19 protein-coding genes are annotated in these 23,214 nt (G+C 70.7%); 14 read left to right on the top strand and 5 right to left on the bottom strand.

The genetic code is table 11. The annotated features are described in order from the left end of the window. The first annotated feature begins 20 nt into the window (after positions 1-20). From ACNFOC_RS06535 to ACNFOC_RS06505, 7 genes are all read left to right on the top strand, one after another. A complete protein-coding gene (locus ACNFOC_RS06535; RefSeq protein WP_416957548.1) occupies positions 21-863 on the top strand; it encodes a nitrilase-related carbon-nitrogen hydrolase in 843 nt (280 codons plus the stop codon). Further along, complete coding sequence (locus ACNFOC_RS06530; protein WP_416957546.1) at positions 860-2,146, top strand: aspartate aminotransferase family protein; 1,287 nt, start codon at positions 860-862, stop codon at positions 2,144-2,146. Before ACNFOC_RS06535 ends, ACNFOC_RS06530 begins: the two co-directional genes overlap by 4 nt. 28 nt (positions 2,147-2,174) lie before the next feature. Continuing rightward, on the top strand, positions 2,175-3,755 hold the full coding sequence (locus ACNFOC_RS06525) for a PucR family transcriptional regulator (protein WP_416957544.1): 1,581 nt from the start codon (positions 2,175-2,177) through the stop codon (positions 3,753-3,755). Positions 3,756-4,087: 332 nt separating this feature from the next. Beyond that, the gene (locus tag ACNFOC_RS06520; RefSeq protein ID WP_352110940.1) at positions 4,088-4,930 is read left to right on the top strand and encodes a nitrilase-related carbon-nitrogen hydrolase; all 843 of its coding nucleotides are present in this window, start codon (positions 4,088-4,090) and stop codon (positions 4,928-4,930) included. A 139-nt stretch (positions 4,931-5,069) separates the two neighbouring features. Beyond that, positions 5,070-6,473 carry a dihydropyrimidinase gene (gene hydA, locus ACNFOC_RS06515; protein WP_416957541.1) on the top strand — a complete coding sequence of 468 codons (1,404 nt, stop codon included), beginning with the start codon at positions 5,070-5,072 and terminating at the stop codon, positions 6,471-6,473. Between the two features lie 11 nt (positions 6,474-6,484). Beyond that, complete coding sequence (locus ACNFOC_RS06510; protein ID WP_416957539.1) at positions 6,485-7,504, top strand: TIGR03842 family LLM class F420-dependent oxidoreductase; 1,020 nt, start codon at positions 6,485-6,487, stop codon at positions 7,502-7,504. Positions 7,505-7,636: 132 nt separating this feature from the next. After that, positions 7,637-9,193, top strand: coding sequence for an NCS1 family nucleobase:cation symporter-1 (locus ACNFOC_RS06505; protein WP_416957537.1), 1,557 nt, complete (start codon positions 7,637-7,639; stop codon positions 9,191-9,193). Positions 9,194-9,221: 28 nt separating this feature from the next. Here the strand turns inward: ACNFOC_RS06505 and ACNFOC_RS06500 are convergent, their stop codons facing one another. Together ACNFOC_RS06500 and ACNFOC_RS06495 are read right to left on the bottom strand one after the other, a co-directional pair. After that, positions 9,222-9,893 (bottom strand): hypothetical protein, encoded by a 672-nt coding sequence (locus tag ACNFOC_RS06500; RefSeq protein ID WP_416957535.1) that lies wholly within the window; start codon positions 9,891-9,893, stop codon positions 9,222-9,224. A 187-nt stretch (positions 9,894-10,080) separates the two neighbouring features. After that, the gene (locus ACNFOC_RS06495) at positions 10,081-11,076 is read right to left on the bottom strand and encodes a carboxymuconolactone decarboxylase family protein (protein WP_416957533.1); all 996 of its coding nucleotides are present in this window, start codon (positions 11,074-11,076) and stop codon (positions 10,081-10,083) included. A gap of 165 nt (positions 11,077-11,241) precedes the next feature. Here ACNFOC_RS06495 and ACNFOC_RS06490 point away from each other — a divergent pair, with 165 nt between their 5' ends. The 7 genes from ACNFOC_RS06490 (at position 11,242) to ACNFOC_RS06460 (ending at position 18,697) form a co-directional block, all read left to right on the top strand. After that, entirely contained in the window at positions 11,242-12,357 is a 1,116-nt protein-coding gene (locus tag ACNFOC_RS06490; RefSeq protein WP_416957531.1) for a sensor histidine kinase, read from the top strand. Beyond that, a complete protein-coding gene (locus ACNFOC_RS06485) occupies positions 12,354-13,061 on the top strand; it encodes a response regulator (RefSeq protein ID WP_416957529.1) in 708 nt (235 codons plus the stop codon). Before ACNFOC_RS06490 ends, ACNFOC_RS06485 begins: the two co-directional genes overlap by 4 nt. Further along, positions 13,058-13,882: a class I SAM-dependent methyltransferase gene (locus ACNFOC_RS06480; RefSeq protein WP_416957527.1), complete on the top strand. Its 825-nt coding sequence runs from the start codon at positions 13,058-13,060 to the stop codon at positions 13,880-13,882. The genes ACNFOC_RS06485 and ACNFOC_RS06480 overlap by 4 nt, the downstream gene beginning before the upstream one ends. Before the next feature lie 61 nt (positions 13,883-13,943). Further along, positions 13,944-15,743: a gamma-glutamyltransferase family protein gene (locus ACNFOC_RS06475; protein WP_416957525.1), complete on the top strand. Its 1,800-nt coding sequence runs from the start codon at positions 13,944-13,946 to the stop codon at positions 15,741-15,743. 85 nt (positions 15,744-15,828) lie between these two features. Next, on the top strand, positions 15,829-16,671 hold the full coding sequence (locus ACNFOC_RS06470) for an inositol monophosphatase family protein (RefSeq protein WP_416957523.1): 843 nt from the start codon (positions 15,829-15,831) through the stop codon (positions 16,669-16,671). 110 nt (positions 16,672-16,781) lie between these two features. After that, positions 16,782-18,191: a phytoene desaturase family protein gene (locus ACNFOC_RS06465; protein ID WP_416957520.1), complete on the top strand. Its 1,410-nt coding sequence runs from the start codon at positions 16,782-16,784 to the stop codon at positions 18,189-18,191. Continuing rightward, positions 18,188-18,697 (top strand): O-acetyl-ADP-ribose deacetylase, encoded by a 510-nt coding sequence (locus ACNFOC_RS06460; RefSeq protein ID WP_416957518.1) that lies wholly within the window; start codon positions 18,188-18,190, stop codon positions 18,695-18,697. Before ACNFOC_RS06465 ends, ACNFOC_RS06460 begins: the two co-directional genes overlap by 4 nt. Positions 18,698-18,733: 36 nt before the next feature. On the opposite strand, the gene ACNFOC_RS06455 is transcribed toward ACNFOC_RS06460, so the two are convergent. Genes ACNFOC_RS06455 through ACNFOC_RS06445 form a run of 3 tightly spaced genes read right to left on the bottom strand, consistent with a single transcriptional unit; the run spans position 18,734 to position 23,171 of the window. Beyond that, a complete protein-coding gene (locus ACNFOC_RS06455) occupies positions 18,734-19,768 on the bottom strand; it encodes an FAD-binding oxidoreductase (RefSeq protein WP_416957516.1) in 1,035 nt (344 codons plus the stop codon). Continuing rightward, a complete protein-coding gene (locus tag ACNFOC_RS06450) occupies positions 19,765-21,042 on the bottom strand; it encodes an aromatic ring-hydroxylating oxygenase subunit alpha (RefSeq protein ID WP_416957514.1) in 1,278 nt (425 codons plus the stop codon). The genes ACNFOC_RS06455 and ACNFOC_RS06450 overlap by 4 nt, the downstream gene beginning before the upstream one ends. Before the next feature lie 47 nt (positions 21,043-21,089). Beyond that, positions 21,090-23,171 carry an oxidoreductase gene (locus ACNFOC_RS06445; RefSeq protein WP_416957512.1) on the bottom strand — a complete coding sequence of 694 codons (2,082 nt, stop codon included), beginning with the start codon at positions 23,169-23,171 and terminating at the stop codon, positions 21,090-21,092. Between the last annotated feature and the right edge of the window lie 43 nt (positions 23,172-23,214).

The following is a 23,214-nucleotide window of genomic DNA, read 5'->3' as shown; positions in this document are numbered from 1 at the left end:
TCCCGTCGAAGGAGCAGCTCATGGCCAACGTCGTACGCGCCGCTCTGGTCCAGGCCACCTGGACCGGCGACACCGAGTCCATGGTGGCGAAACACGAGGAACACGCCCGCGAGGCGGCCCGCCAGGGCGCGCAGATCATCGGGTTCCAGGAGGTGTTCAACGCCCCCTATTTCTGTCAGGTCCAGGAACCCGAGCACTACGGCTGGGCCGAGCCGGTGCCCGACGGGCCGACCGTGCGTCGTATGCAACAGCTCGCGCGCGAGACCGGCATGGTGATCGTCGTCCCGGTCTTCGAGATCGAGCAGGACGGCTTCTACTACAACACCGCGGCCGTGATCGACGCCGACGGCACCTTCCTCGGCAAGTACCGCAAGCACCACATCCCGCAGGTCAAGGGCTTCTGGGAGAAGTACTACTTCAGGCCGGGCAACGCGGGCTGGCCGGTCTTCGACACCGCCGTCGGCAAGGTCGGTGTCTACATCTGCTACGACCGCCACTTCCCCGAGGGCTGGCGTCAACTCGGTCTCAACGGCGCGCAGTTGGTCTACAACCCGTCCGCCACCTCGCGCGGTCTCTCCGCCTACCTCTGGCAGCTGGAGCAGCCGGCCGCCGCCGTCGCCAACGAGTACTTCATCGCCGCGATCAACCGTGTGGGACAGGAGGAGTACGGGGACAACGACTTTTACGGGACGTCGTACTTCGTCAACCCGCGGGGCCAGTTCGTCGGCGAGGCCGCCAGCGACAAGGACGAGGAACTCGTCGTGCGCGACCTGGACTTCGGGCTGATCGAGGAAGTCCGCCAGCAGTGGGCGTTCTACCGTGACAGGCGTCCCGACGCCTACGAAGGGTTGGTGCAGCCGTGACCAAGGACCTGCTGGGACGCCACCGGGACGTGCTCCCCGACTGGCTCGCCCTGTACTACCAAGACCCGCTGGAGATCACGCACGGCGAGGGCCGCCATGTCTGGGACGCCGAGGGCAACAAGTACCTCGACTTCTTCGGCGGCATCCTCACCACGATGACCGCGCACGCGCTCCCCGAGGTCACCAAGGCGGTGAGCGAGCAGGCCGGGCGGATCATCCACTCGTCCACGCTCTACCTCAACCGCCCGATGGTCGAACTCGCCGAGCGCGTCGCCCAGTTGTCCGGCATCCCCGACGCCCGCGTCTTCTTCACCACCTCGGGCACCGAGGCCAACGACACCGCCCTGATGCTGGCGACGTCGTACCGCAGGAGCAACCAGATCCTGGCCATGCGCAACAGTTACCACGGCCGCTCCTTCAGCTCGGTCGGCATCACCGGCAACCGCGGCTGGTCCCCGACCTCGCTGTCCCCGCTCCAGACGCTGTACGTCCACGGAGGTGTCCGGACGCGCGGACCTTACGCCGACCTGAACGACGCCGAGTTCATCGCGGCCTGCGTCGAGGACCTGAAGGATCTGCTCGGGCATGTCCGGCCGCCGGCCGCGCTGATCGCCGAACCGGTCCAGGGCGTCGGCGGGTTCACCTCCCCGCCGGACGGCCTGTACGCCGCCTTCCGTGAAGTCCTCGCCGAGCGCGGGGTGTTGTGGATCGCCGACGAGGTGCAGACCGGCTGGGGCCGCACCGGCGACAACTTCTGGGGCTGGCAGGCGCACGCGGAGAACGGTCCGCCGGACATCCTCACCTTCGCCAAGGGCATCGGCAACGGCATGTCCATCGGCGGGGTCGTCGCCCGCGCCGAGATCATGAACTGCCTGGACTCCAACAGCATTTCGACCTTCGGCGGCACCCAGATCACCATGGCGGCCGGCCTCGCCAACCTCACCTATCTGCTGGAGCACGACCTCCAGGGCAACGCCCGGCGCGTCGGCGGCCTCCTCATCGAGCGGCTGCGGGCCGTCGTCGCGCAGCATCCCGGCGTACGGGAGGTGCGCGGGCGCGGCCTGATGATCGGCATCGAGCTGGTCAAGCCCGGCACCGACGAGGCTGACCCGGACGCGGCGTCCGCCGTACTCGAAGCGGCCCGTGCGGGCGGCCTGTTGATCGGCAAGGGCGGCGGACACAACACCAGCGCCCTGCGCATCGCCCCACCGCTGTCCCTGACCGTCGCGGAGGCCGAGGAGGGCGCCGCGATCCTCGAACGGGCTCTGAGGAGCACGCAGTAGCGCACACGCTGAACAAGGGAAGACCGTCATGACCACCACCTTGGGAACCCTCGGAACCCTGGACGGCCTGGAGCCCGCGCTGTCGGTGCGCCAGGTCCTCGGCCTGGAACGGGTCCTCGCCGGGGAACCCGAGGTGGTGGCCGGCGCGAGCCAACTCGACCGGCCCGTGCGCTGGGTGCACGTTGCCGAGGCCGCCGACGTCGGCGTGATGCTCACCGGCGGCGAGATGGTCCTCACGACGGGGGTCCTTCTCGCCGGCGACGAGGCGGCGCAGGCCGAATACATCCAGTCCCTGCACCGCGCGGAGGCCTCGGCCGTCGTACTCGGTCTCGGCCGCGCCTTTCCCGCCCCGCCGGACGTGATGCGCCGCGCGGCCGAGCGGTGCGGGCTGCCCATGGTGGTGCTCCACCGGCCCTTCCCCTTCGCGGAGTTGACGGAAGAGGTCCAATCCCGGCTCGTACGGCGGAAGTTCGCCGCCGTGAGCCTCTCCGAGGCCGTACGGACCGCGCTCACCGGACTCATCACCGGCGGCGCCCCGTTGCAGAGCCTGCTCGACGAGGTCGCCGCGCACAGCGCCTGCCCGGTCGTCGTCACCAACCTCGCGCACCGCGTCCTCGCCACGGCGGGGGAGCGGTCCGCCGTGGACGACGTGCTGCGCGACTGGGAGCGCATCGCCCGGCAGGCCGGCGGCAGCGAGGGCGATGGCTGGATCCGCGCCGAACTGGGCGGACGCGGCGAGCGCTGGGGCCAGATCATGCTGTGCGGCTACCGCGGCGACACCGCCACCGGACGCCTCCTCGCCGACCGCGCCGCCGAGGCCCTCGTCCTGCACCGCATGCTCGGCGGCTCCGCCCACACCTGGGAGGAACAGTCCGCCCAGAGCCTGATGACCGACCTCGCGAGCGGTGTCGTACCGGCGCGCCAACTCCTGCCCCGCGCCCGCGCGGCCGGACTCCCGGTCAACCGGCGCACCTTCGTCCCGATGGTCGTACGCGACGGCGACGCGGCCCAACTCGACCGTATGCTACGGCTGTTGGGGCTCCCCGGACTCGTCGCCGAACTGGCCGACGGGGTCACCGCCGTGCTGCTCAGCCTGCCCCGGGACCAGGACGCGGACGCCCTCGCCGCGCACTTCGCGAGCCGACTGCGCACCGAGTCGGGGTCGTTGAAGACGGTCGTGGCCGCCGCCGGTCAGCGCACCGTCTGGGACGACGTGCCCGCCGGTCTGCGCGAGGCACAGCACGTCGCCGACGCCGTGGCCGACTCCAGCGACGCCCTCGACCTCCCCGCCGTCGTACGCCTCAAGGACGTTCATCTGCGCGGCCTGATCCGGCTGTTGCGGGACGACCCGCAGGTGCAGTCCTTCGCCGAGCGGGAGTTGGACGGGCTGCTGTGCGCGGCCGACGAGGACCTGCTCGCCGTACTGCGCACGTATCTGGCCACCGGCCGCAACAAGTCGCGCACCGCGCAGCTCCACCATGTCTCGCGGCCCGCGCTGTACCGCCGGCTGGAGGCGATAGAGGGCCGGCTCGGGGTGGACCTCGACGACTTCGAGCAGGCCGCCTCGGTGCACATCGCGCTCCTCGCGCACGACGCGCAACAGGGGTGAAACATGGGACTACCTGCGAAAACGGCGGTGAAACATGCGGCCACGACAGGGTGACACCGTGGAACGCCGAGCGTCCGCAGACGTGACACCGTGCAACTCAAACCCGACTTCAGGGCTTCCTAAGCTCCTGGGGCGGGCGTCGGAAGTGCCGTCTGCACCGCGACGCCCGGCACGCACTCTCGCCGCACCGGGCACAAGGCCAAGTACATCCAGTACGAGGCCTTGTGCCCGGCACGCCGAGAGCACGCACCGGACGCCGCGGCGCCCGCCCTTCGGGCGGACGACGCCACTTCCGACGCCCGCCCCAGCACACCTAGCGACCGGAGGTCCCGATGAGCACAGTGATTCGTGCCGCTCTCTTCCAGACAGCCTGGACGGGCGACAAGGAGTCCATGATCCAGGTACACGAGCAGGCGGTCCGCGACGCGGCCGCGCAGGGTGCTCAAGTCCTGTGCTTCCAGGAGCTGTTCTACGGACCGTACTTCTGCCAGGTCCAGGACAAGGCGTTCTACGAGTACGCCGAGGCGATCCCGGACGGCCCGATCGTCAAGCGGTTCCAGGCGCTGGCCAAGGAACACGGCATCGTCCTGATCCTGCCGATGTACGAGGAGGAGCAGCCCGGCGTCCTCTACAACACGGCCGCCGTGATCGACGCGGACGGCTCCTACCTCGGCAAGTACCGCAAGCACCACATCCCCCAAGTGCCGGGATTCTGGGAGAAGTTCTACTTCCGCCCGGGCAACAGCGGCTGGCCCATTTTCGACACCAAGGTCGGCAAGATCGGCGTCTACATCTGCTACGACCGGCACTTCCCGGAGGGCTGGCGTGCGCTGGGCCTCGCCGGTGCGGAGATCGTCTTCAACCCGTCGGCGACCTCGCGCGGCCTGTCCGCCTACCTGTGGCAGCTGGAGCAGCCCGCTGCCGCCGCCGCCAACGAGTACTTCGTCGGCGCCATCAACCGGGTCGGCGTGGAGGAGTTGGGCGACAACGACTTCTACGGCACGACCTACTTCGTCGACCCGGAGGCCCAGTTCGTCGGCGAGGTGGCCAGCGACAAGGAGCCCGAACTGGTGGTCCGCGACCTGGACTTGGCGAAACTCCGCGAGGTCCGCGACCGCTGGCAGTTCTACCGCGACCGCCGCCCGGACGCGTACGGCCCCCTGACTGCTCCGTAACTCGGACTGTTTCCACGCCCCTTTTGGGAGGGCGCAGCCCTTCCCAAAAGGGGCGCGGGGAACTGCGCGACCAGCCCCCACAGACCCGCACCCGACAACCCAAACGACCCGCACCCGACGACAACCCAGCGGAGTCAAAATGAGCACCCGTACCGTCATCCGCGGCGGCCTAGTAATCACCGCGTCCGACGAACTCCACGCCGACGTCCTGATCGAGGACGGCCGAATCGCCGCCCTGGCAACCTCCGGCACAACCGTCGCCGACGGCTGGACCGCCGAGAAGGTCATCGACGCCACCGGGAAGTACGTCATCCCGGGCGGTGTGGACGCCCACACCCACATGGAGATGCCGTTCGGCGGAACGAAGGCGGCCGACACCTTCGAGACCGGCACCCGGGCCGCCGCCTGGGGCGGTACGACGACCATCGTCGACTTCGCCATCCAGAGCGTCGGCGGAGCCCTCCGCGAGGGCCTCGACGCCTGGCACGCCAAGGCCGAGGGCAACTGCGCCATCGACTACGGCTTCCACATGATCGTCTCCGATGTCAACGAAAACACCCTCAAGGAGATGGACCTGCTGGTGCAGGAGGGTGTCACCTCCTTCAAGCAGTTCATGGCCTACCCGGGCGTCTTCTACAGCGACGACGGCCAGATCCTCCGCGCCATGCAACGCGCCGCCGACAACGGCGGGTTGATCATGATGCACGCCGAGAACGGCATCGCGATCGACGTCCTCGTCGAGCAGGCGCTGGCCCGCGGCGAGACAGACCCCCGCTACCACGGCGAGGTCCGCAAGGCCCTCCTCGAAGCCGAGGCCACCCATCGCGCCATCAAGCTCGCGCAGGTCGCCGGAGCGCCGCTCTACGTCGTGCACGTCTCCGCGATGGAGGCCGTCGCCGAGCTGGCCAAGGCGCGCGACGAGGGCCTCCCCGTCTTCGGCGAGACCTGTCCGCAGTACCTGTTCCTGTCGACGGACAACCTCGCCGAGCCCGACTTCGAGGGCGCGAAGTACGTGTGCAGCACGCCCCTTCGGCCCAAGGACCACCAGGCCAAGCTGTGGCAGGGCCTGCGCACCAACGACCTCCAGGTGGTCTCCACCGACCACTGCCCCTTCTGCTTCGTGGGCCAGAAGGAGCTCGGCCGGGGCGACTTCTCGAAGATCCCCAACGGCATGCCGGGCGTCGAGAACCGCATGGACCTGCTCCACCAGGGCGTCGTCGACGGCCACATCAGCCGCCGCCGCTGGATCGAGATCGCCTGCGCCTCCCCGGCGCGGATGTTCGGCCTCTACCCGAAGAAGGGCACCATCGCCCCGGGCGTCGACGCCGACGTCGTCATCTACGACCCGCACGCCGAGCAGACCGTCTCCGCCGAGACGCACCACATGAACGTCGACTACTCCGCGTACGAGGGCAAGCGCCTCACCGGCCGCGTCGAGACCGTCCTCTCGCGCGGCGAACTCGTCATCACCGAGCGGGAGTACACCGGGCACGCGGGCCACGGCGTCTACACCCCGCGTGCCACCAGTCAGTACCTCAACTAGGAGCGGCGCCAATGGACTTCGGACTCGTACTCCAAACCGACCCGCCGGCCTCGCGGGTCATCAGCCTGATGAAGCGCGCCGAGCGCAACGGCTTCACCTACGGCTGGACCTTCGACTCCGCCGTGCTGTGGCAGGAGCCGTTCGTGATCTACAGTCAGATCCTGGCCAACACCACGAAGTTGACGGTCGGCCCGATGGTCACCAACCCGGGCACCCGCACCTGGGAGGTCACCGCCTCCACCTTCGCCACCCTGAACGACATGTTCGGCAACCGCACGGTCTGCGGCATCGGCCGCGGCGACTCCGCGATGCGCGTCGCGGGCCGCGCCCCGAACACGCTGGCCCGGATCAGCGAGGCCATGAAGGTCATCAGGGCGCTCGGCTCCGGCCAGGAGGCGGACCTCGGCGGCACGGTCATCAAGTTCCCCTGGGCCAAGGAGGACGCCCAACTCCCGGTCTGGATGGCCGCGTACGGCCCCAAGGCGCTGAAGATGACCGGCGAGGAGGCCGACGGCTTCATCCTCCAGCTCTCGGACCTCTATCTCACCGAGTACATGGTGAAGGCGGTCAAGGACGCGGCCGTCGCCGCCGGACGCGACCCGTCCGAGGTCAAGATCTGCGTCGCCGCCCCGGCCTACGTCACCGAGGACGACTCGCCCGAGGCGCTCGCCCACGCGCGCGACCAGTGCCGCTGGTTCGGCGGCATGGTCGGCAACCACGTCGCCGACCTCGTCTCCAAGTACGGCGAGCACTCCGCCGCCGTACCCGAGGAACTCACGGACTACATCAAGGCCCGTGAGGGGTACGACTATTCGCATCACGGTCGCTCCGACAACCCCGACACGGCCTTCGTGCCCGACGAGATCGTCGACCGGTTCTGCATCATCGGATCGGCCGAGAAGCAGATCGAGAAGCTCAGCGCCCTGCGCGAGTTGGGCGTCGACCAGTTCGCCGTCTACGACATGCACGACGCGCAGGAGGCCACGATCGACGCCTACGGGTCGAAGGTGATCCCGGCCGTCAACGCCTGACGCACCCCCGCACGACCGCTCAACTCCCCGTCCCCCCACTCCAGTTCTCCCCCTCCCCACCGTCCTGGGGAGGGGGACCGGAGCCCCCGCACGGCCTTTCCGGATCCGCCCCTCGTTTTGATTGGCCTGCCCATGACCGACACCGCTCCCACGGCTATAGAGCCGACCGCTCAAGTCACCCTCGCCGACGGGCGGGTGGAGCTCGCCCCGGGGTCTTCGCTGCCCGCCGGGCCGTACGCCAACGACGACCTGCTGCCGGTCCCCGTCGAGAAGCGCACCTGGACCACGTACAACTTCTCCGCGCTGTGGGTCGGCATGGCCCACAACACGGCCTCCTGGACCCTGGCTTCCGGGCTCATCGCCGTCGGCATGGACTGGAAGCAGGCGGTGTTCACCATCGCCCTGGCCAACCTGATCGTGCTCGTGCCGATGTTGCTCACCGGGCACGCGGGACCGAAGTACGGCATCCCCTTCCCGGTCTTCGCGCGTGCCTCGTTCGGCGTGCGCGGCGCCAACCTCCCTGCCGTGGTACGGGCGTTGGTGGCCTGTGGCTGGTTCGGCATCCAGACCTGGATCGGCGGTGAGGCGATCTTCTTCCTCGCCGGCAAGCTGATCGGGGACAGTTGGGCCGACGCCTCGCACATCGGCGGGTACGCCTGGACGATGTGGCTGTCGTTCGCGCTGTTCTGGGTGCTCCAAGTGGCCATCATCTACCGGGGTATGGAGACGATCCGCCGCTTCGAGAACTGGGCGGCGCCCTTCGTGCTCGTCGGCGCGTTCGTGATGCTGTGGTGGATGAGCAGCAAGGCCGGCGGCTTCGGCCCGCTCTTCGACCAGCCGTCCAAGCTCGGTTGGGGCGGCAGCTTCTGGAAGCTGTTCTGGCCCTCGCTCATGGGCATGATCGGCTTCTGGTCCACGCTGTCGCTGAACATCCCGGACTTCACCCGCTACGGCAAGAGCCAGAAGGCCCAGACGTGGGGCCAGGCTCTCGGTCTGCCGACCACCATGACCCTGTTCGCGTTCCTGTCGGTGCTGGTCACCTCCGGTTCGCAGGCCGTCTACGGCACGGCGATCTGGGACCCGGTGCAGCTCGCGGCGAAGACGGACAACGTCGTAGGCCTGCTCTACGCGTTGGTGACCGTACTGGTGGCGACCCTGTCCGTGAACATCGCGGCCAACCTGGTCTCGCCCGCCTTCGACTTCTCCAACATCGCGCCCAGGAAGATCAGTTTCCGCACCGGCGCCCTCCTGACCAGCGTCCTCGGCGTGCTGATCTTCCCCTGGAAGCTGTACTCCGACCCGCAGGGCTACATCTTCACCTGGCTCGGTCTGGTCGGCGGTCTGCTCGGCACGGTCGCCGGCATCCTCATCGCCGACTACTGGATCCTGCGCCGCGGCAAGCTCGACCTGACCGACCTGTACCGCGCGGGCGGCCGCTACTGGTACGACGGCGGCTGGAACTGGCGGGCCGTCGTCGCCTTCGTGGTGGGTGGCGTACTCGCCGTCGGCGGCGCCGACTTCCACCCGCTGATCGACGGCCGGCCCATCCCGGCCCTGTCCTCGCTCGCCGACTACGGCTGGGCCGTGGGCCTGGGCACGTCGATGCTGCTCTACGTAGTACTGACGCTGCTCACCGGAAAGCAGACGGAACCGGTGTCGGAAACGGCACCGGAGACCGTCGAGGCGTAGAAGCTCCGCACCTGGGGGGCGGTCGAGGCTAGCTGGCCTTGCCGCCCTCCAGCGCGGTCACCGCCTCCTTGGCGGCCTTGATCGCACCCTTGTTGATGACGTCCGTACTCGGCGCCTTCTTGTTCTCGAAGTCGCTGCCGTTGTACGTGATGGTCACCAGCGCGTTGCCCGCGCGGACGACGACCGTGCCCTCACGCGTCTGCTGCTTGTCCTCCGTGGTGAGGTTCACGATGGAGTAGGCGGAGTCGCCGAGCCCGGGAACGGCCCCGCCGCCGCTCTTCTCCGTGGTGGTCTCGGTGTACGACTTCTTCGCCGCCGCGTCCGATTCCGTGATCTCGTACGACACGTCGAGCCAGCGGTAGTCGTACCCCTTGAGCGCGTTCCACGAGCAGGTGCGGCGGACCTTCGTGTCCGTCGACGGGATCTCCTTGCCGGCCGTCTTCGCGCCCGGCACCAGCGACTTGATCGTCGCCACCGCCACACTTCCGCACGGAGCGGGGGACGTGGAGTACGCCTTGGCCACGGGCGCCGTCGACGGAGCCGAGGTACCGGACGAGGCGGCGGACTCGGGCGTCGACTTGTGATCGGCGGTCGTCGTCGCGGCGAACGGTCCGGACGTCAGGGCCCAGCCCATCGTGGCGAGCACGACGACCGGTGACAGACGCGCGGTGAGAGCGAGCGGCAGAGGAAGAGAACGCAAGTCGCACTTCTCGTGGGGGAAGGGTGCGGAGCGGGTCCGCACTGCGGACGGGGACGGCCAGTGTCACATGACTGCCTGTGAGGCGGAAGTATGAACTCGCTCCGTGCCTGTGCGGTGACAGTGCCTCACTGTCGGCGGGCTGTGTGTCCCCAAATGTCGGTTCCCGCGGCTGTCCTTCGTGTGCGCCTCAGGGGTGGGTGACGGGTACGCGCATCGTCGTCTCGATCCGTTCGACGGCCGCGAACGCCCCGTGCGCGATCAGCCGCACCAGACTCCCGTCGGTGTGCCGGGGCTCGCGCCAGGCGTCGACATCCTCCTCCGTGATCCGGTACGGCGCGAGCGCGGCCAGCACCGCCAGGCGCGCGGCGGGCCGCTCCCGCCGGTTCGGGAAGCCGCGCAGGACGACCGGCGGATGCGACCCGTCCCAGGCCCAGAGCGTCTCCCGTACGAGCGTCCGGTCGTCCGCGTCGAGCAGGTCGGCGCCCGCGAGCGCGGCCGTGCGCAGGGCGTCGTAGGCCGGACCCACCGCCGTTCCGGCCGCCCAGTCCGGGCCGGGTCCCGGCGCGTCGAGCAGGGGGAGCGCCGCTCCCGGTACGGCGGTCCGGCGCACGGTGCGGGCGACGGAGCGGCCCGCGAGGCTCCGTACGGCCCGGAAGCGCTGGGCGTTGCCCGGGAGGAGCTGTTCGGTCAGCAGGGCCGACACGACGCGGTTGATGAAGTGGAAGGCGAGGGCGGTGCCCAGGTAGGCGGGCGCCTGCTCGCGCGGGAACGGGTACGGCGTGAGGGTCGCACCCGGGACACGCGTCCGGCGCCCCCAGTCGAGCACGCGTGCGTGCTCCACGTTCTCCGGTGTGCCGCCCCGGGCCAGGTGCTCGGCGAGGGCGTGGTCGCCGGTGGCGTGCAGGAGGACGGTGTGCGCGTCCGCGCAGAACGGGCACTTGTTGGCGAGCGAGACACCGAGGGCGGCCAGCTCCTTCCCGGTACGGCTGCCGGCGCCCGCGATCAGTGACTCCCGCATCAACGCCCAGGCGGGGGAGAGGAGTTCGGGTGCGGAGGACAGGACCACGAAGGTCGGGGGCCGTTCGATCCCGAAGTCGACGGCGATCTGCTCGAAGACCTCGGAGGTGCGGCCCGTGGCGGACTTCGGCGCCGGGGGCCGGGTGTGACGGAAGGGTATGGGCATGGCAGCAGCGTGCGCGGCCGGGGTGGTCCGGGTCGTCGTACGGGCGAAGGCAGTTGGGACTACGACGGGGAGGTCCGGGGCTTCGCGGAGTACTGCGTGGGGAGTAGTGCGGGAGTTGTCCACAGGGCTGACGACGGTGTCGGCGCGGCGGCCTAGTGTTCGGGCATGAGCGGGTATCCGGTCGATGTGACCCCACGCAGGCGGCTCGCCGACGCGTCCCTCGCGGTCGTGATCGGCGCCCTCGTCGTGGCCGTCGCCGCCTTCGACGCGGACACGACCGCCGTCGACTTCGTGCTCGCCGCCCTCGCCTCGGTGGCCCTGGCGTTCTACCAGACGGCTCCGAGGGCGGTCCTCGCCGTGGCCACGGTGGCGGAGGCTGCCTACGTCCTGCACGCCCATCCGGGGCCGGTCGCCGGTCTGCCCGTCCTCGTCGCCATGCACACGGCGGCCCGCGTGGGACACCGGGGTTGGGCGGCCGGGGCGGGCGGGCTGTTCCTGGTGGCGTACTTCGCGACGGGGCCGACGACCCAGCAGGTGCTGGAGCGGACCGCGCTCATCGCCGGCTGGTTCCTGTGCGCGGTCGTCACCGGCCTCGCTGACCGCAACTGGCAGGCGTATCTGCGCCAGACGGAACAGCGCGCCCTGGAGGCCGAACGCACCCGCGAGGAGGTCGCGTTGCGCCGAGCGGGCGAGGAACGCCTACGCATAGCGCGGGAGTTGCACGACTCCCTCACCCACAGCATCTCGATCGTCAAGCTCCAGGCGGGAGTTGCCGTCCATCTCGCCCGCAAGCGCGGCGAGGAGGTGCCGCCCGCGCTGCTCGCCATCCAGGAGGCGGGCGGCGAGGCGATGCGCGAACTGCGGGCCACCCTGGAGATCCTGCGTACCACCGAGGAGCCCACCGGCACCCCCGCGCTCCTCGTCGAGCGGGCCTGCGCGGCGGGCCTCGCCGTCGAACTCGCGGTGACCGGCGAGGAGCGCCCGTTGGCGGCAACCGTCGACCGCGCGGTGTACCGCATCGTGCAGGAGGCCCTCACCAACGCGGCCCGGCACGCGGGCCCCGCGAAGGTCAGCGTCCAACTGGACTACGGAGGCGACGACTTGACGATACGGGTGGAGGACGACGGAGCGGCCGACCCCGACTGTCCGCCAAAGCCGGGCATCGGCCTCACCGGCATGCACGAACGCGTCGCGGCCCTCGGCGGCACGCTGCACACCGCCCCGCGCGCGGAGGGCGGCTTCTCGGTACGGGCCGAACTGCCGCTGGGGGAGACGGGATGATCCGGGTCGCGGTCGTCGACGACCAGGCGCTGATGCGCGCGGGCTTCCGCGCCCTCCTGGACGCGGAAGAGGGCATCGAGGTCGTCGGCGAGGCGGCCAACGGCGAACAGGGCGTGGCCCTCGTCCGCGCGCAGCTCCCCGACATCGCGCTGATCGACGTACAGATGCCGGTGATGACGGGCATCGAGGCCACCCGCCGCATCGCCGCCGACCCGTCCCTCGCCGCGGTCCGGGTCGTCATCCTCACCAATTACGGCCTGGACGAGTATGTCTTCGAGGCGCTGCGCGCGGGCGCCAGCGGCTTCCTCCTCAAGGACACCGACCCGGCGGACCTGCTCCAGGCGATCGAGATCGTCGCCGGCGGCGAGGCCCTCCTCTCCCCGGCCATCACCCGTACCCTCATCGGCGAGTTCGTCTCCCGGCCCCCGGACCGTTCCACCCCCTCCGGCCTGGAGCACCTCACCCGCCGCGAACGCGAGGTCACCGCCCTGGCCGCGCGCGGCCTCACCAACGAGGAGATCGCCGCCCACATGGTCATCAGCCCGTTCACGGCGAAGACCCACGTCAGCCGGGCGATGACCAAACTCGGAGCGCGGGACCGGGCCCAACTCGTCGTGTTCGCCTACGAGTCGGGGCTGGTGTCGGCACGCGCGCCGGAATTCCGTTGCGAGCCGGACGCGCCGGATCGCAACCTGGGGCGATGACCGAGACCACACGCGCGCAAGACCCCGCCGTCCGTGTCCGCGAGGAGATCCTCGCCTACTACGCCCAGGGCGAGGAGGACGGCCGCCTCAGACAGGGCTCCGACCGGCTGGAGTTCTGGCGGACCCAGGACGTGCTGCGGCGCCTGCTGCCGACGGCTCCCGCGCGGGTGCTGGACGTCGGCGGGGGCAGCGGCATCCACGCCGAGTGGCTTGCGCGCGACGGGTACGAGGTCCAACTCGTGGACCCCGTACCGCTGCACGTGGAACAGGCGGGCCGGCTGCCGGGGGTCGACGCCCGCACCGGGGACGCCAGGGCGCTGCCCGCCGAAGACGCCTTGTACGACGCGGTGTTGCTGCTCGGGCCGCTGTACCACCTGCCCGAACGGGCGGACCGCGTACGGGCGTTGACCGAGGCGTGCCGGGTGGTGCGGCCGGGCGGCCTGGTGGTCGCGGCGACGATCAACCGCTTCGCGGGACTGCACGACCTGCTCAAGCACGAGCTGTACTTCATCGCCCCGCACCGCGCGCGGGTCGACCGCGAGACGGAGGAGGGACGCCACTCCCCGGACGGCGGCCTCTTCACGACCGCCTACTTCGCCCAACCGCACGAAGCCCCCGAGGAGTTCACGGACGCGGCACTCACCGTCGAGGGCCAGTACGGCCTCGAAGGCGCCGCCTGGCTGATGGGCGGCATCGAGGACTGGCTGGACGACCCGGACCGCCGCGAGGCCGTCCTGGCGGCCACCCGCCGTATCGAGTCCGAGCCCACGCTGCTCGGCACCAGCGGCCATCTGCTCACCGCGGGCAGGCGCCGGACCTAGCCGCGCGCACCTCGCTGCGTACGATCATCAGGCCGCCCGTCGCGCAGTGAGGAGTTCCCCTGTGTTCACCACCCGCCCCACGCTCCAGGGCACCTTCGGAATGGTGTCCTCCACCCACTGGCTGGCCTCGCAGTCGGCGATGGCCGTCCTGGAGGACGGCGGCAACGCGTACGACGCCGCCGTCGCCGGGGCGTTCGTCCTGCACGTCGTGGAACCGCACCTGAACGGACCCGCCGGCGAGGTGCCCATCCTCCTCGCCCCGGCGGGCGGGGAGGTGCGGGTGCTGTGCGGACAGGGCGTCGCACCCGCAGGCGCGACGATCGAGCACTACAGGGGACTCGGTCTGGATCTCGTACCCGGTACGGGACCCCTCGCGGCGGCCGTCCCCGGCGCCTTCGACGCCTGGCTGCTACTCCTCCGCGACCACGGCACGATGTCCCTGGCCGACGTCCTGAAGTACGCCATCGGGTACGCCGAGGACGGCCACGCGTGCGTGGAGAACGTCGGGGCGACCGTGGAGGCCGTACGGGAGCTGTTCGAGACGGAGTGGACCACGTCGGCCGACGTGTACCTGCCCGGCGGGAAGGCGCCCCGGCCCGGCGAGCTGTTCCGCAACCCCGCCCTCGCCGCCACCTGGAAGCGGCTCCTCGCCGAGGTCGCCGGGGCGGGGGACCGGGAGGCCCAGATCGAGGCGGCGCGGGAGGTGTGGCGGTCCGGGTTCATCGCCGAGGCCCTCGTACGGCAGGCCGGACGGCCCACCATGGACACCAGCGGGGAGCGCCACACCGGCACGCTCACGTCCGCCGACCTGGCCTCCTGGTCCGCGTCCTACGAAGCACCGGCGACGTACGACTGGAACGGCTGGACCCTGTGCAAGGCAGGACCCTGGAGCCAGGGCCCGGTCTTCCTCCAGCAACTCGCCCTGCTCCCGCCCGAGTTGCCGGTCTACGGGTCCGCCGACTACGTCCATCTGCTCATCGAGGGCTGCAAGCTCGCGATGGCCGACCGGGAGGCCTGGTACGGGGACGCGGGCCCGGACGCCGTACCGCTGGGCGAGTTGCTGTCGGCGGAGTACAACGCGGCGCGGCGGGAGTTGATCGACGGGAAGGCGTCGTACGAGCTGCGGCCCGGCAGCCCCGGAGGGCGGGCGCCGCGGCTGTGCGGGCACGCGCGCGTGGTGGCGTCCGAGGACTCTGGCTTCGACCCGATGGGCGCGGGGGAGCCGACCGTGGCGCGGGTCGCCGCCGACGGCGGTACCCGTGGCGACACCTGCCATCTCGACGTCGTCGACCGCTGGGGCAACATGATCGCGGCCACGCCCAGTGGCGGCTGGTTGCAGTCCAACCCGGTGGTGCCCGAGCTGGGCTTCCCTCTGGGCACCCGGCTCCAGATGGCCCGGCTGGAGCCCGGCCTGCCCAACTCCCTTGCCCCGGGGCGCCGTCCGCGCACCACGCTCACCCCGTCGATCGCCCTGCGCGACGGAGTGCCGGTCCTGGCGTTCGGCACGCCCGGCGGGGACCAGCAGGACCAGTGGCAGCTGCACTTCTTCCTGGCGGTCGCCACGCGCGCGAAGGCACGCGGCGGTCTCGACCTCCAGGGCGCGATCGACGCCCCGAACTGGCACAACGACAGCTTCCCCGGCTCCTTCTACCCGCGCGGCATGCGGCCCGGAAGCGTCACCGTCGAGGCCCGCATGGGCGAGGCGGTGGTGGAGGAACTCCGTCGACGCGGACACGACGTGACCGTCGGCGACGCCTGGTCGGAAGGGCGACTGTGCGCGGTCGCCCGGGACCCGGCGGCCGGGATTCTGTCGGCGGCGGCGAATCCCCGGGGCATGCAGGGGTACGCCGTGGGGCGGTGATCCAGAACCCGGGTGTTCATGGTGATTCCACCCGGAGTGCACCGGGCGGGTGGGGATTGTCAGTGACGCGTGCTCTCATGGAGGCATGATCGAAGACACCGAAACCATCGACGAGTTTCTCGTACAGCACACGGCCGACGTCGAAGAAGCCGTCCGCAAGGCGGCGGCCACCGAGATCATGCCCCGCTTCCGACAGCTCGCGGCGCACGAGATCGACCAGAAGAGCGGCCCGCACGACCTGGTCACGGACGCCGACCGCAACGCCGAGCGGTACCTGACGAAGGTGCTCGGCTCCCTCCTGCCCGGCTCCGTCGTGGTCGGCGAGGAAGCGGTGCACGCCGACCCGGAGACGTACGAGGCGATACAGGGCGACGCCCCGGTCTGGATCGTCGACCCGGTCGACGGGACCCGGCAGTTCGTTCGCGGCGAGACCGGCTTCTGCACCCTGGTCGCGCTCGCCCGCCACGGGGAGCTGCTCGCCTCCTGGACGTACGCGCCCGCCCGCGACCAGATCGCCACGGCCGTGAAGGGCGGCGGCGCCTTCCTCGACGGTGTACGGCTGCGCTCCGGCTCCCCGGACCCCGCCCGGGACCTGGAAGTGGCCACCTCCCACCCGGACTACACGACGGACGCCCAGAAGCGCGCCCTGCTCGGCCTGTGGACGGACGGTGTGCACACGCGCCCGTGCGGCTCGGCCGGCCTCGAGTATCTCGCCGTCGCCCGGGGCGAGTTGGACGCCACGGCCTTCTCCTGGGAGGCCGCCTGGGACCACGCGGCGGGCCTGCTCCTCGTCGAGGAGGCGGGCGGCGCCCATCTCACGCTCACCGGAGAGCCGTTCCGCATCACGGGAGGCAACGCGCTGCCGTTCACGGCGGCCCGGGACGCGGCGACGGCCCGCCGTGTGAGGGAGCTGCTGAGGGCGTCGTAGGGTCACGGGTTCCGCACACTGGACGGGCTGGCCCCGGGGTTGTCAGTCCCGCGGCATATCCTGACCCCGAGTTTGCCATCGGCTGACGAAGGGGTCCGAAGGTGCCGTCGATGCTCGATGCGGTCGTGGTGGGTGCGGGGCCGAACGGACTGACGGCTGCCGTGGAGCTGGCCCGGCGCGGATTCTCCGTGGCCGTGTTCGAGGCACGGGACACCGTGGGCGGAGGCGCCCGCACCGAGGAGCTCACCCTCCCCGGCTTCCGGCACGACCCCTGCTCGGCGGCACACCCGCTCGGCATCAATTCCCCGGCGTTCCGCGCCCTGCCCCTGGAGCGCTACGGCCTGGAGTGGCTGCACGCCGAGCTGCCCATGGCGCACCCGTTCACCGACGGCAGCGCGGCCGTGCTGTCGCGGTCGGTCGCGGAGACGGCCGCCTCCTTCGGGCCGCGCGACGCGGGGGCGTACCGCAGGCTGGTCGAGCCCTTCCTCCCCAAGTGGGACACGCTGGTCCGCGACTTCATGTCCCTGCCGCGCACCGCGCTCCCGCGCGACCCGGTCACCCTCGCCCGCTTCGGCCTGGCCGGCCTGCCCCCGTCGACCTGGCTGACCAACCGCTTCCAGGACGAGCGCGCCAAGACCCTGTTCGCCGGACTGGTCGGCCATGTCATGGCCCCGCTCAGCGGCTTCGCCACCGGCGCGATCGGCCTGGTCTTCGCCCTGGCGGCACACGCGCGTGGCTGGCCGGTGGCCCGCGGCGGCTCCCAGTCCATCTCGGACGCCCTGGCCGCCTACCTGAAGGACCTCGGCGGCGAGATCCACACCGACTACGAGGTCAAGCGCCTCGACGACCTCCCCCCGGCCCGCGCCTACGTCTTCGACACCTCGCCCACCGCCCTGGCGAAGATCGCGGGCTTCGGGAACTACTACGCGAACTACCGTTACGGCGCGGGCGTGTTCAAGGTCGACTACGCCCTGGACGGACCGGTGCCCTGGACCGCCAAGGAGGCGCGCACCGCCGGCACCGTGCAGATCGGCGCCGACAGCACGGAGATCGGCACCGCCCTGCGCGCCGCGTCCCGCGAGAACCGCGCCCCCGAGCGGCCGTTCATGATCACCGTGCAGCCCAGCATCGTCGACCCCACCAGGGCCCCGGCCGGCAAACAGGTCTTCTGGGCCTACGGCCATGTCCCCAGCGGCTGGACCGGCGACCTCACGGACGCCCTGGAACGCCAACTGGAGCGCTTTGCCCCGGGCTTTCGCGACTGCGTCCTCGCCCGGGCGACCGCGGGCCCACCCGAACTCGCCGCCCGCAACGCCAACTACGTGGGCGGCGACATCGGCACCGGCGCGGTCTCCGGACTCCAGATCCTGCTGCGCCCCAAACTCTCCCTCTCGCCGTACAGCACCCCGCACCCGGCTGTCTTCATCTGCTCCTCGGCCACCCCGCCCGGTCCCGGAGTGCACGGCATGTCAGGGCACAACGCGGCGAAGGCCGTATGGCGCAGACTGAGGCAGTCATGACCACCATCACCCTCGTCCGGGGCGACATCACCCGCCAGAGTGCCGACGCGATCGTCAACGCCGCCAACTCCTCCCTCCTGGGCGGCGGAGGAGTCGACGGCGCGATCCACCGCCGGGGCGGCCCGGCGATCCTGGCGGACTGCCGAAAGCTGCGCGCCTCGCACTACGGCAAGGGCCTCGCCACGGGCAAAGCCGTCGCGACGACGGCGGGCGAACTGGACGCGCGGTGGGTCATCCACACCGTGGGGCCGGTCTACTCCCGCGAGGAGGACCGCTCGGAACTGCTGACCTCCTGCTACCGCGAGTCCCTGCGCGTCGCCGACGAACTCGGAGCCCGTACGGTCGCGTTCCCCGCCGTCTCGGCCGGGATCTTCGGCTGGCCGATGGACGACGCGGCGCGGATCGCCGTAGAGACGGTGCGGGTGGCGGAGACGTCGGTCGAGGAGGTCACGTTCGTGCTCTTCGACGAGGCGGCGTACGAGGCGTTCGGGCGGCAGGTGCGCTGACGCGACGGTCGGGGCCCGTCCACCCGGCGACCCTCCTCACGCGTCGATCACGACGTCCTCCAGCGGCTTCGAGCAGCAGAGCAGGATCTTGTTCTGGGTGATCTCGCGTGGCCGGATGCCCCCGTTGTGCTGCATGTCGACGGAGCCGGAGAGCAGGGTCGCCTTGCACGTGCCGCACATGCCCTGGGCGCACGAGGCCGGCAGGCTGAGACCGGCGCGGGACGCGGCGGCGAGGAGCGAGGTGTCGGCGTCGCAGTCGAGGGTGCGTCCGCTGCGGGTGAACTCGACCTTGAAACCGGCACCTGCGGCGGCGACCCGCGAGGTGTCGTCCTGCGGAGGCGGTGTCTCGAAGGTGAAGCTCTCCTCGTGGTAGCGGTCCATGTCGAGGCCCGCGTCCGCCAGCATGTGCCGTACGGCGGTCATGTAGGGGGCGGGACCGCAGGTGAAGACCTCCCGTTCGTGGAAGTCGGGTGCGACCTGCCGGAGTGTCTCGATCGTCAGCCGGCCGCGGTAGCCGCCCCAGGGGGCGTACGGGCGGTCCTCCTCGCAGATGTGGACCACCCGGATGTTGGGCGCGGTCGCGGCGATGAGGTCGAGTTCGTGGCGGAAGACGATGTCCGCCGGGGTGCGCGCGCTGTGCACGAACACCACGTCGGCGGGGTCGGCCAGGTCGTACAGCGTCCTGGTCATCGACATCGACGGCGTCACTCCGACACCCCCGGACACGAACAGGTACTTGGGCGCCGGATGCCGGGCCGTGCTGAACTCGCCGAGCGGTCCGTGCGCCCGCACGGTGTCGCCGGGCCGGAGGTGGTCGTGCAGCCAGTTCGACACGAGTCCGCCCGGGATGCGCTTCACCGTGATCGAGAGCAGGAAGGGGCGGGTGGGCGACGAGGAGATGGTGTAGCAGCGCTGGACCGGTCGGCCGTCGATGTCGAGGGTCAGCGTCAGGAACTGGCCCGGGTCGTGCCGGAACAGCCGGGGCTCGGCGTACTCGAAGACGAACGTGGTGACGTCGTGCGTGAGCGGGTGCACCTGACGGCACACCAGCAGCTCCTCGGTCTCGGTCATCGCTGCCGCTCCGGGTGTGACAGGTGGGCCGCGAGCCGGGTCACGTACCAGTTGACGAACGCCTCGACCTGCTCCTCCGTCGGGCCGTACGGGCCCGGCAGGTAGGCGGGGCTGCCGATGCCCCGGTGGGCGCGGGCCACCAGCACCGCGTCCTGGTCGTTCGTCGCCTTCCACACCTTCGTCATCGTGTCGAGGTCGTAGTCGATCCCCTCCACGGCGTCGGCGTGCACGAGCCAGGTGGTGCGGACGAGGGTGCGGTCAGGGCCGAGCGGGATCGTGGAGAACGTGATCGCGTGGTCGGCCATGAAATGGAACCAGGAGTTGGGCTGGAGGTGCATGGACAGTCGGCCCAGGCGTGCTGTGGGGAAGTCCGCCAGCAGCCGTTTGCACGCGGCCGTGCCGTCCGGGGTGTAGGACTCCCCGGCCAGGTCGAGGGGCTCGCGCTGGATGCGGAAACCGGTGGGGCGGGTGTCCAGTTCCTCGATCTCGGCGTAGGGCAGGCCCAGCGAGTCGTAGGTCTTCCGGGCCTCGGCGTCGGCCAGCAGGAAGCGCTCGTAGGCGGGGCGCAGCGCGGGCGGGATGTCCTTCTCCTGGTAGCCGTAGATGGGGAAGTAGCAGGCCTGGAGTTCGGGGTGGCCCACGCAGTGGTAGCACTCCCGGTTGTTCTCCATGGTCAGCTTCCAGTTGCCGTTCTCGACCAGGTCGATCTGCGTGGCGACCTTCGCCCTGGCCAGGTTGTGCGGGGCGAGGTACGGCTCGATGCGGGCGGCGACCTCGTCGAAGTCCTCCGGCGGCTCCTGGGCGAGGCAGATGAAGACCAGCCCGGCCACCGTGCGCGCGTGCACGGTGCGCAGCCCGAAGCACGACGGGTCGAAGCCGGGCGCCTGGGACTCGGCGTGCAGCAGCCTGCCGTCCACGCCGTACGTCCACCGGTGGTACCCGCAGACGATGTTGCCCACCGAGCCGCGCTCCTCGTTGAGGACGCGCGCGCCGCGATGGCGGCAGACGTTGTGGAAGGCCCGTACGTCCTCGTCGTCGTCACGCACGACGATGACCGAGTACGACCCGATGTCGACCGTCACGTAGTCGCCGGGCTCGGGAAGCTCCGCCTCGGCGGCGACGAACAGCCAGTGCCGGGCGAAGACGGCCTCGATGTCGAGGTCGAAGAACTCCTCGCTCACGTAGAACGGGGCTTCGAGGCTCTGTCCGACGGGGCGTCGGGCGATGAGGTCGGCGGGGGAGCACACCTCGGCAGCGGCTGTCACTGGGTTCATCTCGTCTCTCCGACAGGGCTCGTAAGTCGGCGTGGGAGCAAGGGAGTTCAGACCGGCAGACACAGCCGCAGCCCGTCGTAGACCGCGGCGTGGACGGTACGGGCGGCCACTGCGTCGCCGATGCGGAACAGCTGGTAGCGGCCCGCCTCGTTGCGGACCACCGACTGCCGCTCGTACGCCAGCAGGGCGCGGTGGTCGACCTCGCCGAGGTTGGTCGAGCCGGGGAGGAGTTCGACGTACAGCTCGTCGTTCGGCAGGGTCCCGTGCTCCACGATCACGTGGTCCACGGTCCGCTCGGTCCCGGTCTCGGTGTACTCGCTGTAGAGGGTCGCCGTGAGCCGTCCGTCGCCGGTCCGGCGTACGGAGCGCAGCCGCCGGGCGAGCGTGGTGGTGACGTCGTGCTTCGCGAACGCCCGTAGGTAGGCAGGGGAGTTCATGCTGCCGACGTCGGGGGCGAGGGTGCGCTCCGGGGTGACGTACTCGATCCGGACGCCGGGCGACGCCGTGAGGACCTCCACGGCGTCCATCGCCGGGTAGCCGCCGTGGTCGTCGTAGACCAGGATCTCGCCCCTCGGCCGGCGCAGCGAGCCCGTCATCACGTCCCAGGTGTCGGAGACCAGGTCTTCGCCGGCGGTGAGGAAGCTGCGGTCGGGCAGGCCTCCGGTGGCGACGATCACGAGATCGGGGTGTTCGGCGAGGACGTCGGCCGCCTCGGCGTACGTGCCCAGGCGCAGGTCGACGCCGAGGTGTTTGCACTCGGCGAGGCGCCAGTCGACGATCTGGATCAGGTCGGCCCGGCGCGGGTTCGACGCGGCGAGCCTGATCTGCCCGCCGGGCCGGTCGCCCGCCTCGAACAGGACGACGTCGTGGCCGCGTTCGCCGAGCACGCGCGCCGCTTCCAGGCCGGCCGGGCCCCCGCCGACGACAACTGCCTTCCGGCGTTGGCCGATTGTGGGGGAGATGAGGTGCGGTACGTGAAGTTCCCGGCCGACGGCCGGGTTGTGGATGCACTTGGTGTCACCGGAGTCGTAGATCGCGTCCAGGCAGTAACTCGCCCCGACGCAGGGCCGGATGCGGTCCTCCTGGCCGGCCGTCACCTTGGCGACCAGGTGCGGATCGGCGATCTGCGCGCGGGTCATGCCGACCAGGTCGAGCAGTCCTTCGCGCAGGGCGTGCCGCGCGGTGGCGACGTCGGCGATGCGGGCCGCGTGCATCACCGGGACGGAGAGGCGTCGTTTTATCTCGCCGGTGAAGTCCAGGTACGGCCCGAGGGGGGTGCCGATGGACGGGATGGCCTTCGCCAGGGACGCGTCGCTCTCGATGGAGCCGTGGATGACGCTGAGGAAGTCGATGCCGTCGGCGGTGTACCGCTCGGCGGCGGTGAGCGCTTCCTCGAAGGTGAGACCGGGGAGGCCGCCGGGGTGCGCCTCGTCGAGCGACATCCGGATGCCGACGACGAAGTCCGGGCCGACGGCTTCGCGCACGGCACGGATCACCCGGCGCGGAAACGCCATGCGTTTCTCCAGGCCGCCGCCCCACTCGTCGTCGCGGTGGTTGGTCGCGGGGGACAGGAAACTGTCCAACAGGTGGCCGTACGCCTCCAGTTCGATGCCGTCGAGGCCGCCCTCCCTGCAACGGACCGCCGCGGCAGCGTAGTCGGCGACGATCCGGTCCAGGTCCCAGGACTCGGCGGCCTTCGGGAAGGCGCGGTGCGCGGGTTCGCGCAGCGCCGAGGCGGACACCACCGGGAGCCAGTCGCCGGTGAAGTTGCTGGTACGGCGGCCCAGATGGGTGACCTGGCACATCACCGCGGCCCCGGCCTCGTGCACCTCGTCGGCGAGGCGGCGCAGCCACGGCACGATGTCGTCGCGGTACAGGAGCAGGTTGCCGAACGCCGGCGGGCTGTCGGGCGAGACCACCGCCGAGCCGCCGATCATCGTGAGGCCGACCCCGCCCCGCGCCTTCTCCACGTGGTAGGCCCGGTAGCGGTCCTTGGGCAGACCGTCCTCGCCGAACGCCGGTTCGTGGGAGGTGCTGACCACACGGTTGCGCAGGGTGAGGTGCTTGAGCCGGAAGGGCTGGAGCAGGGGGTCCAGGACGCGTGGGGGCACAGCGGCGGGTGAGGGCACAGCAGCTCCTCAGGGAAGCTCCGAGCGGATGGTTTCGCTATGC

Source organism: Streptomyces colwelliae (genome assembly GCF_048158785.1).
GTDB lineage: Bacteria > Actinomycetota > Actinomycetes > Streptomycetales > Streptomycetaceae > Streptomyces.
This window is presented reverse-complemented; position numbering and strand designations above follow the sequence as displayed.

Excerpts from the sequence above, each read along its gene's own strand:
- ACNFOC_RS06485 (WP_416957529.1), top strand. The coding sequence starts at position 12,354 with ATGATCCGGGTCGCGGTCGTCGACGACCAGGCGCTGATGCGCGCGGGC.
- ACNFOC_RS06450 (WP_416957514.1), bottom strand. The coding sequence starts at position 21,042 with ATGAACCCAGTGACAGCCGCTGCCGAGGTGTGCTCCCCCGCCGACCTC.
- ACNFOC_RS06460 (WP_416957518.1), top strand. The coding sequence starts at position 18,188 with ATGACCACCATCACCCTCGTCCGGGGCGACATCACCCGCCAGAGTGCC.
- ACNFOC_RS06510 (WP_416957539.1), top strand. The coding sequence starts at position 6,485 with ATGGACTTCGGACTCGTACTCCAAACCGACCCGCCGGCCTCGCGGGTC.
- ACNFOC_RS06455 (WP_416957516.1), bottom strand. The coding sequence starts at position 19,768 with ATGACCGAGACCGAGGAGCTGCTGGTGTGCCGTCAGGTGCACCCGCTC.
- ACNFOC_RS06520 (WP_352110940.1), top strand. The coding sequence starts at position 4,088 with ATGAGCACAGTGATTCGTGCCGCTCTCTTCCAGACAGCCTGGACGGGC.
- ACNFOC_RS06465 (WP_416957520.1), top strand. The coding sequence starts at position 16,782 with ATGCTCGATGCGGTCGTGGTGGGTGCGGGGCCGAACGGACTGACGGCT.
- ACNFOC_RS06535 (WP_416957548.1), top strand. The coding sequence starts at position 21 with ATGGCCAACGTCGTACGCGCCGCTCTGGTCCAGGCCACCTGGACCGGC.
- ACNFOC_RS06505 (WP_416957537.1), top strand. The coding sequence starts at position 7,637 with ATGACCGACACCGCTCCCACGGCTATAGAGCCGACCGCTCAAGTCACC.
- hydA (WP_416957541.1), top strand. The coding sequence starts at position 5,070 with ATGAGCACCCGTACCGTCATCCGCGGCGGCCTAGTAATCACCGCGTCC.
- ACNFOC_RS06480 (WP_416957527.1), top strand. The coding sequence starts at position 13,058 with ATGACCGAGACCACACGCGCGCAAGACCCCGCCGTCCGTGTCCGCGAG.
- ACNFOC_RS06525 (WP_416957544.1), top strand. The coding sequence starts at position 2,175 with ATGACCACCACCTTGGGAACCCTCGGAACCCTGGACGGCCTGGAGCCC.
- ACNFOC_RS06495 (WP_416957533.1), bottom strand. The coding sequence starts at position 11,076 with ATGCCCATACCCTTCCGTCACACCCGGCCCCCGGCGCCGAAGTCCGCC.
- ACNFOC_RS06490 (WP_416957531.1), top strand. The coding sequence starts at position 11,242 with ATGAGCGGGTATCCGGTCGATGTGACCCCACGCAGGCGGCTCGCCGAC.
- ACNFOC_RS06470 (WP_416957523.1), top strand. The coding sequence starts at position 15,829 with ATGATCGAAGACACCGAAACCATCGACGAGTTTCTCGTACAGCACACG.